Below are 17242 nucleotides of genomic sequence, written 5' to 3' on the forward strand. Positions count from 1 at the left end.
GAAACAGAGATCTGGATGCTCAAGCGTATCGATGCCGGTCAGGTGCGGATCGGAATGTTTGTGGAGGCTGTCGAGGGCCTGTGGCAGGATCCGCTTTTGTCCAAGCGCAGATTTTCCCTGCGGCGCGAGGTCGATGCGGCAAAAATTCGTAAATCCGGCACGGCCAGCGTCGTCATCAATACCAGCAAGGGGCTCGACATCAACGGCCTGCCGGGCCGTGACATCGAGGTCGACATCCAGGCGGCGCGCGAAACCGTCCAGAAATCCGTGCAGTTGCTGGAGGAGGCTTTCGGGCGGCTGCGCAATGGCGACGGAATCAGCGTTGATCACCTGACGCCAGTCATTTCTTCCGTCTCCAAATCGATGGATGAGAATCCGTCGGTTTTCCTCAGCGTCACACGCCTGAAATCAAAAGACGAAGTGACCTTCCTGCATTCCATTTCGGTGAGCGCGCTGATGATCCTTTTCAGCCGCCATCTTGCACTCGATGAGCATACGATCCAGATGCTCGGCACCGCGGGTCTGCTGCACGACGTCGGCAAGCTTGAAATTCCGCTTGAAGTCCTCAACAAGGCAGGGCCCCTGGAAAGGGATGAGATCAGCTTGCTCCGGGGCCATCCGGAGAAGGGGCATGCGATCCTGTCGCGGCAGGAGGGCATGCCGGAGATCGTCCTCGACGTTTGCCTCAATCATCACGAGCGCATCGACGGCAAAGGCTATCCGCGCAGCTTGTCCGGCAGCGAGGTGAGCCTTCACTCGCGGATTGCGACGATCTGCGATGTTTACGACGCTATCACTTCAGTGCGGCCGTATAAGGCGCCATGGAGCGCCAGCGAGGCACTGAAATGGATGCTCGGCGCTGAAGGGCATTTCGATCGCCAGCTCTTGAAAAAATTCGCCCTCTGCCTTTCCGTCGCTTCTGTGAGCTGAGTTTCTTGTATCTTCAGACGGAAAGACCCGCGACAGCATTGTCCATCGCGGGTCTTGAGGATCTTCGATCGCCTCTCAGATGTTGTTCTGAAGGATGGTCCTGAGCTTGCCGAAAAGTTCGTCGATATGGTGCTTTTCGATGATCAGCGGCGGGGAGAGCGCGATGATGTCGCCGGTGGTGCGGATCAGAAGTCCGCTCTCATAGGCCTTCAGGAAAGCCGTGAAGGCGCGCTTGGTGGGTTCGCCGGCGATCGGGTCGAGTTCAATTGCGCCGATCAGGCCGGTGTTCCTGATATCGATGACGTTGGGGCAGTCCTTGAGCGAATGCAGCGCGTCGGCCCAATAGTCGGAAAGTTCGGCAGCGCGGGTGAGCAGGCCCTCTTCCTTGTAGGTGTCGAGCGTGGCGAGGGCTGCAGCGGACGCGATCGGGTTGCCGGAATAGGTGTAGCCGTGGAAGAACTCGATCATGTGCTCGGGGCCGTTCATGAAGGCGTCATGAATCTCGGAGGTGACGAACACGGCGCCCATCGGGATGACGCCGTTGGTCAGTCCCTTGGCGGTGGTGATCATGTCGGGCTTGACGTCGTAATATTGCGCGGCGAACGGGGCGCCGAGGCGGCCGAAACCGGTGATGACTTCGTCGAAGATCAGCAGGATGCCGTGCTTGGTGCAGATTTCGCGCAGCTTCTGCAGGTAACCCTTCGGCGGGATGAGGACGCCGGTCGAACCGGCGACTGGCTCGACGATGACAGCAGCGATGGTGGAGGCGTCATGCAGCGTGACGATGCGCTCAAGTTCGCCGGCGATGTCGCCGCCATGCTCAGGCTCGCCGCGGGTGAAGTTATTCTTGCCGGGCTGGTGGGTGTGCGGCATGTGATCGACACCGGTGAGCAGCGTGCCGAACATCTTGCGGTTGGCGACGATGCCGCCGACGGAAATGCCGCCGAAATTGACGCCGTGGTAACCGCGCTCGCGGCCGATCAGGCGGAAGCGTGAACCATTGCCCTTCACGCGGTGATAGGCAAGCGCCACCTTGAGCGCGGTCTCGACGGATTCGGAGCCGGAATTGGTGTAGAGGACGTGGTTCATGCCTTCCGGGGCGATGTCGACCAGACGGTTCGCCAGTTCGAAGGCCTTGGGGTGGCCGAGCTGGAAGGCCGGGGCGTAATCGAGCTCGCCCGCCTGCTCGCGGATCGCCTCGGTGATCTTCGGACGGCAGTGGCCGGCGTTGACGCACCAGAGGCCGGCCGTGCCGTCCAATACCTGACGGCCGTCATGGGTGGTATAGTACATGTCCTTGGCGCCGACGAACAACCGCGGCTCCTTCTTGAACTGGCGATTTGCCGTAAACGGCATCCAGAAGGCGCGAAGATCGTTCGGCGTATTGAGGCGGTTGGACATGCTGTTCTCCTGGCCGTCGACGGCCCGTTCCCGAGGGCTTGTCGCCCGAATTTTTACTGCCCGGTCAAATTATCAGGGCCTCTCAACGCGTCAACGAGAAAAGTCCCGACATGCTTCCGCCCGGAAGAACGCGCCAAAAGACACGACCGGCAAATCGCCAGATTTGCCGGTCGTGCCGTTAAGGTTCACGTGCTGAAATATCGTTGCCGAGGCTTCCGGGAGGATTCCCGAGCGCCACCGGCACGGCTGACGGTCATGTCAGCGCTATCATCAGGCTGCAGATCTGCTTCTGCTCGGAACGAGGTAGATGTCTTCGAGCGTTGCCAGGATCTTCATGACCGGCTCGGACGTGCTTGAGTAATAGATGGTTTGGGCGTCGCGGCGGGTCTTGACCAGCTTCTGCGCGCGCAATTTCGACAGGTGCTGCGAAAGAGCCGACTGGCTGAGGCCGACTTGCGTGGCAAGGACGCCGACGGCGACTTCGCCCTTCACCAGGCTGCACAGGATCAGCAATCTTTTGGGGTTGGCCATGGCTGACAATAGTGCTGCCGCCACATTCGTGTGGTCAGCCAAATCAGGGGTTTCCATATTGTTATCTTCCTAATGCGAAACGTACATCATCTGTATGGGGCAGGCCGTACCGGAGCGGCGGCCAAAACTAGCAACTCGGCTCGAAGATTGTATATACCTAAATTTAAGGTATCGAGTATGCTATTTTAGATATGTTTGAACAAATGTGATCGGAATCGGCAGCGAGAGTTTCGAATTCGTATCGCACCAAAAAGTCCCCGGAAATGATCTCAAAACCCGCCGGATCGACGCCGCAGATGCGCCAAGAAGGTGATTCCGGGGCATTTAAGCGCACCGCAAGGGTTGCCGCCACGTCGGGATGGCGCTCTACTAAATCTCGCACTGTTTCGGCCGCTTTGGCGGCGATCGCCTCGTTTGCCGGCGATTGGATGACGAGGTCACTTCCGTCGAGATGGTAAGCGCGGCCGAAGCCGCCGTTGAGGCTCGCCCGCTCCGGCTTGAGACGGAAGAAGAGGAAGTCGGGAAAATCGATATAAAGTTTTGCCTTGGGATGGCGATCGAGAAAACGCGTGCGGATGCGCTCGTGGAAGCGATGACCAAGCTCGACCGGCTCCGCCACACATTGGGTCGTCAGCCGGCCATGGGCGAGGGGATCGCCCTTGCCCGGCTCGCCGGTGAGCAGTGACGCGCGTGGATCCCTTGCCAGTGCCTTGGTGTGAGCCGAAAGCCTCGAAACGAGGATGACGGGCGTGCCGTCGATATCGGTGGCGAGAAGAACGCGGCTGGCGAAAGGAAAACCGGTCTCGGGATCGAGAACGGCGATCGCCGCGTGCCGGGCGGAGCGCAGCAGCACGCGGGCGAGTTTGCGGGCCTCATCATCGGTTTCGCGTATAGGCGATGGCTGATCTTTCATAACCGCTTTGTGACAAAGCGGCTTGAAAACATCAAGCGTCCTCCTTGCGGCGATGGCGTGTAAGGCCGGCGACGATATCCTGGGCCGTGATGGTGCCGATGACCGTGCCGTTTTCCACGATGCCGATGCTGCCCGGCTGGCGGGCGAGCACGTCGAGGATATCGACAAGCGGGGTGGCGGCGCGGGCCGTGGCGCTGACGCTCATGCCGGCGGCCGTCTGGCCGAGGCCGGGCTGCATGACATCGGCGGCGGTCAGCATGTTGATCGGATTGAGGTTCTGCACGAAATCGGCGACATACTGATCGGCAGGGTTCTTGACGATATCATGCGGGGTTCCGCACTGAATAATGCGGCCGCCCTCCATGATGGCGATGCGGTTGCCGATGCGGAAGGCCTCGTCGAGATCGTGGCTGACGAAAAGTATGGTTTTCTTCAGCCGCCGCTGGAACTCCAGGAGTTCATCCTGCAGGCGGGTGCGGATCAGCGGGTCGAGCGCCGAGAACGGCTCGTCCATCAGCAGGATCGGCGCGCCGGTGGCAAAGGCGCGGGCAAGGCCGACACGCTGCTGCATGCCGCCGGAAAGCTCGTTGACCTTGCGGTCGGCCCATTTCGTCAGGTTGACGAGTTCGAGCTGCTCGCCGACGCGCTGCTTGCGTTCGGCCTCCGGCATGCCGGCAAGTTCTAGGCCGAAGCCGACATTTTCCGCGACTGTGCGCCAGGGCAGCAGCGCGAACTGCTGGAAGACCATGGAGACGGTGTGGGTGCGCAGGCCGCGCAGCGCCTTGGCATTGCATCGGTAAGGGTTGACGGGGCCGGTGGAGGTCGAGACCGAAACGTCGCCGCGCACCACGGGGGCAAGCCCGTTGACGGCGCGCAGCAGCGTCGACTTGCCGGAGCCGGAAAGGCCCATCAGCACGAGGATCTCGCCTTCCTCGATGGTCAGCGAGGCATTGGCGACGCCGAGCACGAGGCCGGTTGCGGCGCCGATTTCGTCACGCGTTTTGCCCTGATCGACCATGGCAAGCGCCGTTTCCGGCCGGTCGCCGAAGATGATGCTGACATTCTTAAAGTCTATCGCTGTCATGCGCCGTCTCCTTCGTCCCCTGCGCGGAATATGCGGTCGAGAATGATCGCCAGGATGACGATGCAGAAACCGGCGTCGAAGCCTTTCGCGATATTGACGGTGTTCAGCGCGCGTACGACAGGCACGCCAAGTCCGGGAGCGCCGACAAGCGCGGCGATAACCACCATCGACAGCGACAGCATGATGGTCTGGGTGAGACCCGCCATGATCTGCGGCGCGGCGAAGGGCAGCTCGACCTTGCGCAGCACCTGCATCGGCCGCGCGCCGAAGGCGACAGCGGCTTCAACGAGGGACGGCGGCGTCGAGATGATGCCGAGGCGCGTCAGCCGGATGGGGGCCGGAATTGCGAAAATGACGGTTGCGATCAGGCCCGGCACCATGCCGAGGCCGAACAGGATCAGCGCCGGGATCAGATAGACGAATGTCGGGATCGTCTGCATGAGATCGAGCACCGGGCGCATCGCGGCATAGACCCAGGGGCGGCGGGCGGCGGCAATGCCGAGCGGAATGCCGATCACCATACAGACGAAGGTGGCGGCGAGCACGAGAGCGAGCGTCTCCGTCGTCTCCTTCCAATAGTCCTGGTTCACGATGAGCAGCAGCCCAAGACAGGTGAAGAGGGCGACCGCGATCGACCGGCGCAGCCAGAAGGCGATGCCGGTGATGGCCGCGATGACGATCAGTGGATGAGGCTTCTGCAGCACGAAGAGCAGGCCGTCTATGGCGCTCGACAGCAGGAATGCCAGCTGGTTGAAGAACCACTCTCCATTCGAGGTCAGCCAGTCCACGAAGGATTTGGCCCCCGGGCCGATGGGAATCTTAAAGTCGGTGATCCAATTCAAGGTGCGCGCCTATCCAAAAAAAATCAACAATCGGACAAAAATGAAACGGGGCGGCAAGCCGCCCCATTCATATCATCAAAGGCCGAGGCCGGTCTTGGCGGCTGCGAGCGCTTCGCCTTGGCCGTCGCGGGTCTTGACGCCGGCGAGCCAGGGCTCGAGGGCCGAGGGGTTGGCCTTCAGCCATGCGGAAGCGGCTGCTTCAGGCTCTTCGCCGTCGTTGAGGATCTTGCTCATGATCTGGTTCTCCATGTCGAGGGAGAACTTCAGGTTCTTCAGCATGGTGCCGACATTGGGGCATTCTTCGAGATAGCCGGCGCGAACGTTGGTGAAGACCTTGGCGCCGCCGAAGTCGGGACCGAAGACGGCATCGCCGCCGCTCAGATAGGTCAGCTTGAAGTTGGTGTTCATCGGATGGGGTTCCCAGCCGAGAAAGACCACCGGCTTGCCTGCCTTGTCGGCGCGGGCGACCTGGGCGAGCATGCCCTGTTCGGAGGATTCGACGACCTCCATACCCTTCATGCCGAAGGTGTCCTTTTCGATCATGTCCATGATCAGGCGGTTGCCGTCATTGCCGGGCTCGATGCCGTAGATCTTGCCGTCGAGATCGTCCTTATGGGCCGCGATGTCCTTGAAGTCCTTGATGCCGAGTTCCGCGCCCTTGGCGTTGGTGGCGAGCGTGTACTTGGCGCCGACGAGGTTCGGGCCGAAGGATTCGACCGACTTGTCGTCGAGATAGGGACGGACGTCCTTTTCCTGGGTTTCCATCCAGTTGCCGAGGAAGACGTCGATGTCCTTGTTCTTCAGCGAGGTATAGGTAACCGGCACCGAGAGAACCTTGACGTCCGTCTGATAGCCGATGCTCTTCAGAACGACGGATGCGGTGGCGGTGGTGGCGGTGATGTCGGTCCAGCCGACGTCCGAGAAGCGCACGCTGGAGCAGCTTTCAGGGTCTGCGGCGAAGGCGGCGGTCGCAACGGAGAGGGCGGCGACGGCGGTTGCGGTGACAAGTTTGAATGTGCTTGTTGTTTTCATTTTAGACTCCCAGTCTTTAGGTCCCCAAGCCAATCACCAATAGCCCAGTTTGACAAGCGACCTCAGTGCGTTTGCGTCGTATCGACGGGTGCGATTGCGACGTCGCCGATTTTTTCGCAGTGTCTCGTTTTCGCGGCTTTCGCCGGTCTTTAGGTGCTGATTCTTGTGATTATCGCGGGCGCGGGGCTTTTCTTTGCGGTTGTGAGCTTTCAATAAGCCGAGCAAGGAGACATCGGATGGCAAAACTCTATTTCAACTATTCGACGATGAACGCCGGCAAGTCGACGCTGCTGCTGCAGGCCTCCTACAATTATCAGGAGCGCGGCATGCGTACGGTGCAGCTGATCGCCGCCTTCGACGAGCGCGCCGGCCGGGGCGTCATCGGCTCGAGGATCGGGCTGGAAGCGAGCGCCATCCCCTTCGAGCCGCACGAAGATCTGTTCCAGCTCATCGCCGGGTTGCGCGGCGAGGGGGCACCCATTTCCTGCGTCTTCGTCGACGAGGCGCATTTCATGACGGCCGTCCATGTCTGGCAGCTTGCCCGTGTCGTCGATCGGCTCGGCATCCCTGTTATGGTCTATGGGCTCCGGACCGACTTCCAGGGCAAACTGTTTCCGGCCTCGCAGGAGTTGTTGGCGATTGCCGACGAGATGCGTGAAGTGCGCACGATCTGCCATTGCGGCCGCAAGGCGACGATGGTGGTGCGGCTCGACGCCGAAGGCAAGGTGCTGCACGAGGGCGCGCAGATCGATGTCGGCGGCAACGAAAAATATGTCTCGCTCTGCCGCAGGCACTGGGACGACGAAATGAACGGGGCCTGGATCGCAGAGCCGGTCTGAAGGAGGAGCCCTGTTTTCTTTGGCGCCATAAGCGACTAGCCTGCGGGCAGGAGATTCCCTGGAGAAATCAGGTGCGCAAAGCCCCGCCATTCGACAGCCGTTATGAAGCCGCCGGCGGCTTCGCCGAAAAGATCGCGGCCGATGGAGCCTATTGCGCAGCCTGCATCCGTGCCTTTGACAGCGACGAAAAACATTCGGCCGATGAGGTCTTCCTCGAACAGAATGTGCGCTTTCAAGACCATATCGCAGATGGCGCCGCGCTGGACGCGCTGCTCGCCGAGCTCGTCCTCTCCCTCGACCGGCTGACGGCGGAAGTGTCGGCAGACCTCGACAGTTTCCGGGGATTGACGATGCGCGAGAAAATGGCCGGCTGGACGTCGCGCCAGCGGATGTGGCGGATGTATACCGAGCGTGTGCGCGAGGCGCCCGTTATCGAGCGGTTGCTCGACCTCTTGGTGAAATCGGACGCGCTTGCGGGGCTGATCACCACACAGCGCGCTGCGCTCATCGAACGCCACAAGGCGGCGGAACACAATCTCGTCAGCATTGTCGAGCACCGCCGCCGGCTGGTCGATTCCATCGATATCGCCCGTCTCAGGATGAAGGAGCTCAACGCCAAGGCGCTGACGACGCAGGGTCGCATCGGCGTCTACGGCAACAGGGCGCATTGGGAGCAGATGGAGGCGGAGCGGCGGGCGCTGAAGGCAGAGGCCGAGCGCATCTCCGCCGAGGAGCACGAGATGCGCGACGACAGCCAGCGGCGCGAGCGCTTCATCAGCCTGTTTCAGGCCTTCGTCGATGCGATGAACGGCCAGATCGCCGCCTGCAACGTGCTTTTGTACAAGCTGATGATCGATGTCGAGGAGCGGCTGATCATCTATCAGGCCCAGGTCGATACCGACAGGCCAGGCATGAAGGTCAGGATCAAGCCGGAGTTCTTTCCCAATATCGCCGCGCCGATCAGTTTGTTCGAGAAGGGCATGCTGGTCGCCCAGGATCTGGAGCGGCGCAAGGGCCGCGCCGATCTCGAAGTCGCGAGACGGCTTCCTGCCTATGCCGAACCATCTTCCGAAGCACCGGGAGCGCCGCTCATCGATACGGCCCGCAGGCCTTTCCGCTTCAGCCTGCCTTTTCTGCGTTCCTGAGCCCGAGGCGCGGCCGCGCTGCTTTCATTCGTAAAAATCGAGAGGCTCGTGTTGTGCTCGGCCCATCGAGCGCATATGTGGATGCAACGGGGGCGCGATGTCCGCCGCATAATTCCTTAAGTCGGAATCGATTTAAGGAATTATGCAGCAACTCAAAGTGCTACAGCGTCCTTAGCGCGTCTGAAAAGACGCGCGGCGCTGTAGTGTTCGCCTCGCCTGACAGGAGACGACGATGCTTGACCGGATAGCCGGTTTCTTCAGGCTGATCGGCCAGACGATCGGCCGCTGGGCCCGCCTGTTTTTCGCCTGGGCCTTCTGGCCCTTTCTCGCCGCGCATGGGTGGTATCAGCGCCGGAGCTGGATGGTCCGCTTGCCGGTCATCGCATTCGTAGCGCTCTTCGTCGTGCTCTACGGCTATTTCTTCTGGCAGACGCAGGTCTGGACGAATTTCAACACCGCTTTCGTCGACCAATACCGGCTTTCCGAACGCAAGGTTCCCGCTGGGCAGGAACTGCCTGTCGCCGAGGCGAGCGGCGCTGCCGCCGCCAAGACCTGCCAGCGCTCGGCCATCGTCGACGTCACGGCCGACCTGACCGATTTCAACGTCAACCAGAACGCATGGATATCCTCCATGCTGCTCTACAAGATGGGCTTCTTCGGTATCGACTGGGATCACACGCCCTTCCTCGATAACAAGGCATCGTTCCAGCGCGGCATCAACCAGGCGGTTCGTCGGACTTCGGCAGAGCTCGTCGATTCGCTCGGGCGCGTGCGCGGCACATCGGGCGTCAACAACGACCTGCAGCGCGCACGCGGCCAGCTACAGTTCGACGAGTACAGCTGGTATTTCGGGCTTCATCCCTTCGGACCGAAGACGCCGACGCCTTCCTTCTACCGCACGGCGATCAGCGACCTGCGCAAGTTCAACACCGATCTTGCTGCCTGCAACGCGATTTTCGACGGTCGCGCCGACAACCTCATGCAATTCATCGACCGCATCGCCAACGATCTCGGCAGCACCTCCGACATCCTGGCCGAGCGGTCGGAACACCACAATCGCGGCTGGTTCGACACCCGTGCCGACGACCGGTTCTGGTTCGCCTATGGCCAGCTCTATGCCTATTACGCCATCCTGACCGCAGCGCAGGCAGACTTCTCCCAGGTCGTGCAGGAACGCAATCTCGGGGCCATCTGGGGCGGCACGACGCGGCAGTTCCAGGCGGCACTGCGCATTCAGCCGGCGATCATCTCGAACGGCCGCGAGGACGGCTGGATCATGCCGAGCCATCTCGCCACCATGGGCTTCTACATTTTGAGGGTGCGCTCGAACCTTGTGGAAATCCGTTCGGTGCTCGACCGGTAGAGCGTGGTGACGATTTAACGTCTTGGATTCCCAAGAGCAAGCAAATCAGATTTCAGCGCATTCACACCCGCTGTGCTGAAGATGTCGGTACCCTATCGGCGGCGGGACTGGTTCCGCGTCAATGTCAATCTCACCCGGCCGTCTTCGCGTTGGGGACAGGCTGCTATGGACAGGTCTCATCACTGGCGGCAATGTGGCTCAGGATTCGATGCAGGGGACCGGCATGGAGAATCTCGAACTTTTCGAACGTTTCGGGCTGGCGATCGCCATCGGCGCCATCGTCGGCGTGGAACGCCACTGGCGTGAACGCGATGAGGAGGAAGGAAAACGCACCGCTGGGCTGCGCACTTTCACGCTTGTCGGTATGTTGGGTGGGCTTGCCGGCTTTATCGAGCAGGCCGTTTCCGCCCCATCAACGCCCTACGGGCTCGTCGTTACCGGCATCCTGATTATCTTTTCGGCCGTCTTCGCGCTCTATCAGTACCGGGAATCGGAGGCATCCGGCAGCTATAGCGTTACGTCTGTCATCGCCGGGATGGCCACTTTTTCGCTCGGGGCATTGGCTGTGCTCGGGAACCTGACCCTTGCAGCCGCGGGCGGTGTAGCGTTGGTGGCGATATTGGCCAGCCGCGAGGTGCTGCACGGCTTCATGAAAACGCTGACCTGGAATGAACTGCGTTCGGCGATTATATTTCTCGCCATGGCCTTCATCGTATTGCCGGCCCTTCCCACAACGCCTATCGGTCCCTTCGGCGGCGTCTCGCCAGCTGAAACCTGGATGCTGGTCATTCTGCTCGCCGGCATTTCCTTCATCGGCTATGTGGCGGTGAAGGTGCTCGGACAAACGCGCGGCGAATTGCTGGCCGGAGCCGTCAGCGGCCTGGTCTCCTCCACAGCTACCGCCATCAACAACGCCCAGCTCAGTGCCGCCGGTCATCCGCCACAGGTGTTGGTCGCCGGAGCGCTTGCTGCCAATGCTGTCTCCTGCCTCAAGGTCGCGCTATTTTCGGCCCTCATCGCCGCGCCGATCGCGTGGCGGATCGGCCCGGCGCTTGTCACCGCCGCCCTCGTCATGGGCGGCATTTCCCTTTTGATCGCCCGCCGCAGTACGGGGGAACAGATATCCCGCAGTTCGCGAAATCCCTTCGAACTTCGGGCAGTGTTGAAAATGGCGCTCCTGCTCGTCGCCGTGGCCTTTCTGGCGCGGGCATCGGCGGCTTGGTTTGGCGAAGCAGGCCTGCTGACCGTTTCGATGCTCTCGGGTATCGCCGATGTCGACGCCATTGCCGTCACCGTTGCCGGCATGCTTGACAGCATCGGCACTGAGCTTGCAGCGGCCGCTCTCGGCGTTGCAGTGATCTCCAACACCGTAGCGAAAAGCGGCTATGCTATGGCATTCGGCACGAGCGCCTTCAGCATACGCTTCCTCTTGGCCAATGCCGGAGCGCTCGCTGCAGGATTCTTCGTTTATCATGCCCTGCCTGCGCTGGTGCAAGCAGCGGGCATAATTCCTTAAGTCGGAATCGATTCAAGGAGAAAATTATGCAGCAATTCAAGATGTTGCAGCGTTCTTAGAGCGGTTCAGCTTTTCATGGAAATGCAGAACCGGTCTATCCTTTTGTTTTACGCAATTCCCGGCAAAAGCGCTTCGCGCTTTGCCTGGAATTGCTCTAGCGTGTCTGAAAAGACGCGCGGCGCTGTAGGTGCTATGCGCTGAGGGCGGTCAGCCAGATATCGTGCCGTCCTCGACGCAGACGACGCGCAGTTTCTCGACGAATTCGTAGGTGACGCCGACGATGCCACCGCCGCTTTCATCGTCACGGAAGCGGCCGACGCCGCGCACCAGTTTGTAGCCACCAAGCCCGTTGTCGACGCGGTAGACGAAATGGAAGCCGCCGCCGTGACGGCTCGCCTCTTTGAAGGTCTGGGCGATCAGGCTGCGATCCTCCTCATGGATGCGCGACATCAGTTCGGTTAGATTGACGGGGCCGTCGCTGTAGGGGAGGGCGAAGATTGCGTGCACATCCTCGCTTGCAAAGAAATGTCCGGTCTCGATGTCGATACGCCAGAAGCCGAAAAGGCGATAGGCAGCGAGCATCTGGACGATTTCGGCATCGGTGATGCCGATGTGGGTGCGGGATTGCTCTGTCTTGTCAATGACGGGCTGTTCAAAGCGAAGAGACACGTTTCCCCCAATTTACGGGATGACGTTCTGACTCTCGTCTGATTGCTCAGTTGATCAGCTTCAATCGAATTGCTTTTGCTACTAATTGGGTGCGGTTGACGCAATCGAGTTTTTTGATCGCGTTCGTCATGTAGGCATTCACTGTATGGTCCGACAGCGTCAGGATCTGGCCGATTTCGATCGAGGTCTTGCCCTGTGCGGTCCAGCGCACGACTTCGAGTTCGCGCGCCGACAGCGCATTGTGGACGCTTTCCTCGTTACGTCTGACGGTATTATATGCGTCGAGGGCGTGGAGGATGATGATCGCCAGCTCGTTGACCTCGCTCTGGCCGAGCGCGGCACGTTCGCCGCAAAACCAGAAGACCAGGCGGCGGCCGTCGACTGCAATGGTCGGCATGGCGACCCCCGCCGGTATCGCATGGTGCAGCATCAGGGCGCGCAGTTCGGCTGGAAAGGCCTGACCATTGACGGCATCGTTGAGGTGCCACGCTAGCGGCACGGCCGACTCCCTCAACCGCAGGCCGAAAGGACAACCACGCATCATGTTGGCGCGGTCGAAGTCGCGGACATAGGCGGCGGGAAGCGAGCTTTCGATCAACAGCGGCTTCAGCAGGATGTCTTCCGGGGAAGGGGCGTGCATCAGCGTCGCATGAGACAATCCGAAGGCCGCGGATACTCTGCCGAGAGCCTGCGCAAACAGGCCGCGCGTTCCTGCGACTGCAAGCTCCGCCGAAAGCAACGACTGTCTTTCAGAGGTGGTCATGTAAGACATTTGTACGCCTCCGGCAGCCCCGATGTTAACGCTATCAAATACAGAAACAGCGGCGGATGCTAGTCCCAATTGCCTTATCTCGCGCCGATTATTCCGAATCGTGAAGAAATAGTCACAGTCGCGCGCGTCTCGGTTGAGTTGTCGCCGGTGCAAGTAGCGTTGTGGTATCTTTGACTTCTCCTGCGGCGGGGCAGCTGTGGATTTCGCCCAAGCCGGGCAGGAAGAGAATCATGCCGGAAGAGGCGGGGGCGGCGCGAGGTGCCGAAATCCGGCTTGCTGCCGCCCGATGCAATTGCTAAGCGTATTCGCATGTATAACTGAGGCGATTTAATCGTGCGCTTTGCAAGCAAATTGCATCTGAAGTATCTGCTTTTTCCGGTATTACTTGTTTTTCTTCTTTTGAGCTTGCCGTTCGGTGCTGCGACCTCGCAGGCTGCCGGACAGAAGCAGCCGGCAGGGCAGCCGCCGATGCGCTTCATCCTCGTTCACCATCCCCTCTGCGTGGAAAACTGTCCGGGATGGATATCGGCAGAGGGACGCATAACCTCCGATACGCCAGCCCAATTTCGAAAAATTCTGAAAAAGATCGGCGGTCGGAAATTGCCGATCGTCTTCCGGTCCGAGGGCGGTGATGTCGAAGCCGCTTATGCGATCGGCCGGATGATCCGCAAAGCCGGTCTGGAAACGGCGGTAGGCGGCACGCGGCTGAAGGATTGCCCGGCTGACGATCTGCGCTGCAATGCCGCCATCGCAAAGGATGGGACCGCGCTTGGCAACACCTATTCGGCCGGTGCTTATTGTTTTTCCGCCTGTCCGCTGGCATTCGCCGGCGGTACGGAGCGGGTCGCCTCGCAATGGGCGTTGATCGGCGTCCACCAGATCACGACAATCTATAACAAGGTGCGGGTCTCCTACCGCATCGAATACAAGATCGTGAACGGCAAGAAGAAGGAAATCTCCCGCAAGGAAGTTGGACGCAAGTCAGCAGGGCAGAGCAGTTCCACCAAGCTCGGCAAGAAGGCCGCCGCGGCCCTGACGGGTTACCTGAAGGAAATGGGCGTCAGCGCCGATTTGATCGGCCTGATGATGAGCGCCACGCCTGACAGCATCAAGATCGTACCGACCGCAGATTCACTCCGTATGGGCCTCATGACCGATATGCTGGCCTACAAAGAATGGCCCGGCATGCCTGCCTGCGGGCCGGATGCGGCGGCCGGGGCTGTCTGCCATGGCCATCCCCCGGTCGAAACGCCCGTAGCCAAGATGCCTGTGCAGGATGCGGCCGCAACCACGGGCGAGAGCCTGCCGAAAACCCGGCCGATGGACTTTCTCCTGATGTACAGTGGCAATTGTCAGGAAGAGTGCATGCAGTGGATTTCTGCGGATGGAGACATCACGCCGGATACGCCGGCTCGGCTGGAAGCGATCCTGAAGACGCTCGGCGGAAGAAAGCTGCCGGTGGTCCTTCAGTCCAATGGCGGGGACATGGGTGGGGCTTTCGCGATGGGGCGGATGATCCGTGCTGCAGGTCTGGAGACCTCCATTGGCAGAACGCAGTTGCCGAATTGTCCAGAGCTGGATCCGCGTTGCAACGCCAGTATCGCCAAAAACGGACCGACCAAAGGCGAGGTCTTTGCCGCCCGTGCCTATTGCCTTTCGACCTGTACTCTTGTCCTGATGAGCGGGACGCCGCGGATTGTCGGCTATTCGTCTATCGGCCTCGTTAGACCCACGACGGCTGAATATACGAAATTCCGCGCCTATTTCGACGAGATGGGCGTCAGTGCCGAGACATACGAGACGGTAATGCCTGCCATATCAACTGAGCGAGGAAGGATCATACTTCCTTCTCAGGCCCTCGAGCTTGGCATCATCGATGGTATCATTCCCTATGATGAAGAGCCTGGATTGCATGTCTGCGGGCCGGAGGCGAAGGAAAGTCTCCGGTGCCCCAGAAAGCCGGAGGCAGAAGCAGGCCCTGTCACAGCCACGGTAAATTGACATCGGGGTGTGAAGGCACGCTGTAGCGGCAATCGTGATGCGCCAGATAAACACCGAGCGTGGCAGCCGCAAGGCGCGGCGCTATTCACACCCTGCCGATATTTCGCTATCCCGATGAAGAGGAAATGTCGGCTCCGCTGCCGCGGAGCTCGGGAGGGGAGCGTCTATGCCGTCAATCAAATCCGACATCGAAATCGCGCGCGCGGCGGCCAAGAAACCGATCTTCGAGATCGGAGCGAAACTCGGCATACCGGCCGATCAGCTCGCTCCTTACGGCCACGACAAGGCCAAGGTCAGCGCCGAGTTCATCGCAGCGCAGGCGGGCAAGAAAGATGGCAAGCTGATCCTCGTCACGGCGATCAACCCGACGCCGGCGGGCGAGGGCAAGACGACCACGACCGTCGGGCTCGGCGACGGGCTGAACCGGATCGGCAAGAAGGCCATCATCTGCATACGCGAGGCTTCTCTCGGTCCCTGCTTCGGCGTCAAGGGCGGAGCGGCAGGCGGCGGTTATGCGCAGGTCGTGCCGATGGAAGACATCAATCTGCATTTCACCGGCGATTTCCATGCGATCACCTCGGCGCATAATCTGCTGGCGGCGATGATCGACAACCACATCTATTGGGGCAACGAAGAGAATATCGACATCCGCCGCATCGCCTGGCGGCGGGTCATGGACATGAACGACAGGGCGCTCAGGAGCATGGTCTCCTCGCTCGGCGGCGTCGCCAACGGCTTCCCGCGCCAAGGCGGGTTCGACATCACCGTCGCCTCCGAGGTGATGGCGATCCTCTGTCTCGCCACCGACCTGAAAGATCTGGAGCGGCGGCTCGGCGATATCATCATCGGCTATCGCTTCGACAGGACGCCGGTGCATGCGCGCGACCTGAAGGCCGACGGCGCAATGGCGGTGCTGCTCAAGGATGCGATGCAGCCGAACCTCGTGCAGACGCTGGAGAACAATCCCGCCTTCGTGCATGGCGGTCCCTTCGCCAACATTGCTCATGGCTGCAATTCGGTGACGGCGACGAAGACGGCGCTGAAGCTTGGCGACTACGTGGTGACGGAAGCAGGTTTCGGGGCGGATCTCGGCGCCGAGAAATTCTTCGACATCAAATGCCGCAAAGCCGGGCTGAGACCGGATGCGGCGGTCATCGTCGCGACCGTCAGGGCGCTGAAGATGAATGGCGGGGTGAAAAAAGAGGAGCTCGGCACGGAGAATGTCGCGGCGCTGAAGAAGGGCTGCGCCAATCTCGGTCGGCACGTCGCCAATGTGCGCCGTTTCGGCGTGCCGGTGGTCGTCGCGATCAACCATTTCGTCTCGGACACCGACGCCGAGATCGCGGCGCTGAAGGAATTCGTCTCGCGGCTCGGCGCCGAGGCGATCCTTTGCCAGCACTGGGCGAAGGGTTCGGCCGGCATCGAGGAACTGGCGCACAAGGTGGTGGAACTGGCCGAATCGGGCCAGGCGAAATTCCAGCCGCTCTATGGTGACGATATTTCGCTGTTCGAGAAGATCGAGATCGTCGCCTCGAAGATCTACCATGCCGGCGAGGTGACGGCCGACAAGGCGGTGCGCGATCAGCTGCAGACATGGGAGGAGCAGGGTTACGGCAAGCTGCCGGTCTGCATGGCGAAGACGCAATATTCCTTCTCCACCGATCCAAACCTGCGCGGCGCGCCGGAAGGACATATCGTTCCCGTGCGCGAGGTGCGGCTTTCGGCCGGCGCCGGTTTCGTCGTCGCCATCACCGGCGAGATCATGACGATGCCCGGCCTGCCGAAATCACCATCGGCGGAGCGGATTTTCCTGAACGACCAGGGTTATATCGAGGGGTTGTTCTGATCGGTTGACAGATTGCCGGCGTACTTCGATAGAACGGCGGTGACCTCCTCATCGGAGGCGAAGTCGCCCTGATCGGCTTCGCAAACGGCGGCTTCGATCTCTGCGAGTTGCCATTCATCCCGTTCGATGAATTCCTCGATCGCCAAGGTCGCTGTCTCTGCTAGTGAAAGCTTTCGCTTTTCGGCAAGGCGATCCAGACGGGAAGCCATTGAATCGTTTATCTGGAAGCTCAACAACATCATGATAGGCACTCCCTGGGTCTTCAAGTGGCAATCCCCTTTGTTTGGCGTCATCCTCGGCCTTGTGCCGAGGATCTGCTGCCTATCGAACGAAGGCTGATGCTCGGGACAAGCCCGAG

The 17242-nt window shown here is 60.6% G+C and carries 16 protein-coding genes; 7 read left to right on the top strand and 9 right to left on the bottom strand.

The features are described from left to right. The first annotated feature begins 15 nt into the window (after positions 1–15). A complete protein-coding gene (locus CO671_RS03565) occupies positions 16–930 on the top strand; it encodes an HD-GYP domain-containing protein (protein ID WP_097604489.1) in 915 nt (304 codons plus the stop codon). 75 nt (positions 931–1005) lie between these two features. Here the strand turns inward: CO671_RS03565 and CO671_RS03570 are convergent, their stop codons facing one another. The 6 genes from CO671_RS03570 to CO671_RS03595 all read right to left on the bottom strand — a co-directional run bounded on the left by CO671_RS03570 (position 1006) and on the right by CO671_RS03595 (position 6733). Further along, positions 1006–2331: an aspartate aminotransferase family protein gene (locus CO671_RS03570; RefSeq protein ID WP_097604492.1), complete on the bottom strand. Its 1326-nt coding sequence runs from the start codon at positions 2329–2331 to the stop codon at positions 1006–1008. A gap of 270 nt (positions 2332–2601) precedes the next feature. Further along, positions 2602–2919, bottom strand: a complete 318-nt coding sequence (locus CO671_RS03575; protein ID WP_064684394.1) for a metalloregulator ArsR/SmtB family transcription factor — start codon at positions 2917–2919, stop codon at positions 2602–2604. A gap of 106 nt (positions 2920–3025) precedes the next feature. Then, positions 3026–3775, bottom strand: coding sequence for a pyridoxamine 5'-phosphate oxidase family protein (locus CO671_RS03580; RefSeq protein ID WP_097604495.1), 750 nt, complete (start codon positions 3773–3775; stop codon positions 3026–3028). Positions 3776–3806: 31 nt separating this feature from the next. Next, complete coding sequence (gene choV, locus CO671_RS03585; RefSeq protein WP_097604497.1) at positions 3807–4859, bottom strand: choline ABC transporter ATP-binding protein; 1053 nt, start codon at positions 4857–4859, stop codon at positions 3807–3809. Further along, positions 4856–5701, bottom strand: a complete 846-nt coding sequence (gene choW / locus CO671_RS03590; RefSeq protein WP_064684391.1) for a choline ABC transporter permease subunit — start codon at positions 5699–5701, stop codon at positions 4856–4858. The genes choV and choW overlap by 4 nt, the downstream gene beginning before the upstream one ends. Before the next feature lie 75 nt (positions 5702–5776). After that, positions 5777–6733 (bottom strand): choline ABC transporter substrate-binding protein, encoded by a 957-nt coding sequence (locus CO671_RS03595; protein ID WP_097604499.1) that lies wholly within the window; start codon positions 6731–6733, stop codon positions 5777–5779. Positions 6734–6969: 236 nt separating this feature from the next. Here CO671_RS03595 and CO671_RS03600 point away from each other — a divergent pair, with 236 nt between their 5' ends. From CO671_RS03600 to CO671_RS03615, 4 genes are all read left to right on the top strand, one after another. Next, the gene (locus CO671_RS03600; protein WP_010030170.1) at positions 6970–7572 is read left to right on the top strand and encodes a thymidine kinase; all 603 of its coding nucleotides are present in this window, start codon (positions 6970–6972) and stop codon (positions 7570–7572) included. A 71-nt stretch (positions 7573–7643) separates the two neighbouring features. After that, entirely contained in the window at positions 7644–8717 is a 1074-nt protein-coding gene (locus tag CO671_RS03605) for a hypothetical protein (protein WP_097604502.1), read from the top strand. Between the two features lie 232 nt (positions 8718–8949). Then, complete coding sequence (locus CO671_RS03610; RefSeq protein WP_097604504.1) at positions 8950–10080, top strand: DUF2333 family protein; 1131 nt, start codon at positions 8950–8952, stop codon at positions 10078–10080. 223 nt (positions 10081–10303) lie between these two features. Further along, positions 10304–11596 carry a DUF4010 domain-containing protein gene (locus tag CO671_RS03615; RefSeq protein ID WP_097604507.1) on the top strand — a complete coding sequence of 431 codons (1293 nt, stop codon included), beginning with the start codon at positions 10304–10306 and terminating at the stop codon, positions 11594–11596. A 207-nt stretch (positions 11597–11803) separates the two neighbouring features. On the opposite strand, the gene CO671_RS03620 is transcribed toward CO671_RS03615, so the two are convergent. Together CO671_RS03620 and CO671_RS03625 are read right to left on the bottom strand one after the other, a co-directional pair. Next, complete coding sequence (locus CO671_RS03620; protein ID WP_097604510.1) at positions 11804–12265, bottom strand: PAS domain-containing protein; 462 nt, start codon at positions 12263–12265, stop codon at positions 11804–11806. Between the two features lie 46 nt (positions 12266–12311). Further along, a complete protein-coding gene (locus CO671_RS03625) occupies positions 12312–13037 on the bottom strand; it encodes a LuxR family transcriptional regulator (protein WP_097604513.1) in 726 nt (241 codons plus the stop codon). A 333-nt stretch (positions 13038–13370) separates the two neighbouring features. Between CO671_RS03625 and CO671_RS03630 the strand changes: the two genes are divergently transcribed. Both CO671_RS03630 and CO671_RS03635 read left to right on the top strand, forming a co-directional pair. After that, positions 13371–15038 (top strand): hypothetical protein, encoded by a 1668-nt coding sequence (locus CO671_RS03630; protein WP_097604516.1) that lies wholly within the window; start codon positions 13371–13373, stop codon positions 15036–15038. A gap of 166 nt (positions 15039–15204) precedes the next feature. Then, on the top strand, positions 15205–16884 hold the full coding sequence (locus CO671_RS03635; protein ID WP_097604519.1) for a formate--tetrahydrofolate ligase: 1680 nt from the start codon (positions 15205–15207) through the stop codon (positions 16882–16884). On the opposite strand, the gene CO671_RS03640 is transcribed toward CO671_RS03635, so the two are convergent. Beyond that, the gene (locus CO671_RS03640) at positions 16863–17126 is read right to left on the bottom strand and encodes a hypothetical protein (protein ID WP_097604521.1); all 264 of its coding nucleotides are present in this window, start codon (positions 17124–17126) and stop codon (positions 16863–16865) included. The two genes, CO671_RS03635 and CO671_RS03640, sit on opposite strands and share 22 nt — an antisense overlap. Between the last annotated feature and the right edge of the window lie 116 nt (positions 17127–17242).

Source organism: Rhizobium sp. M10 (genome assembly GCF_002531955.1).
Lineage (GTDB): Bacteria > Pseudomonadota > Alphaproteobacteria > Rhizobiales > Rhizobiaceae > Rhizobium > Rhizobium etli_C.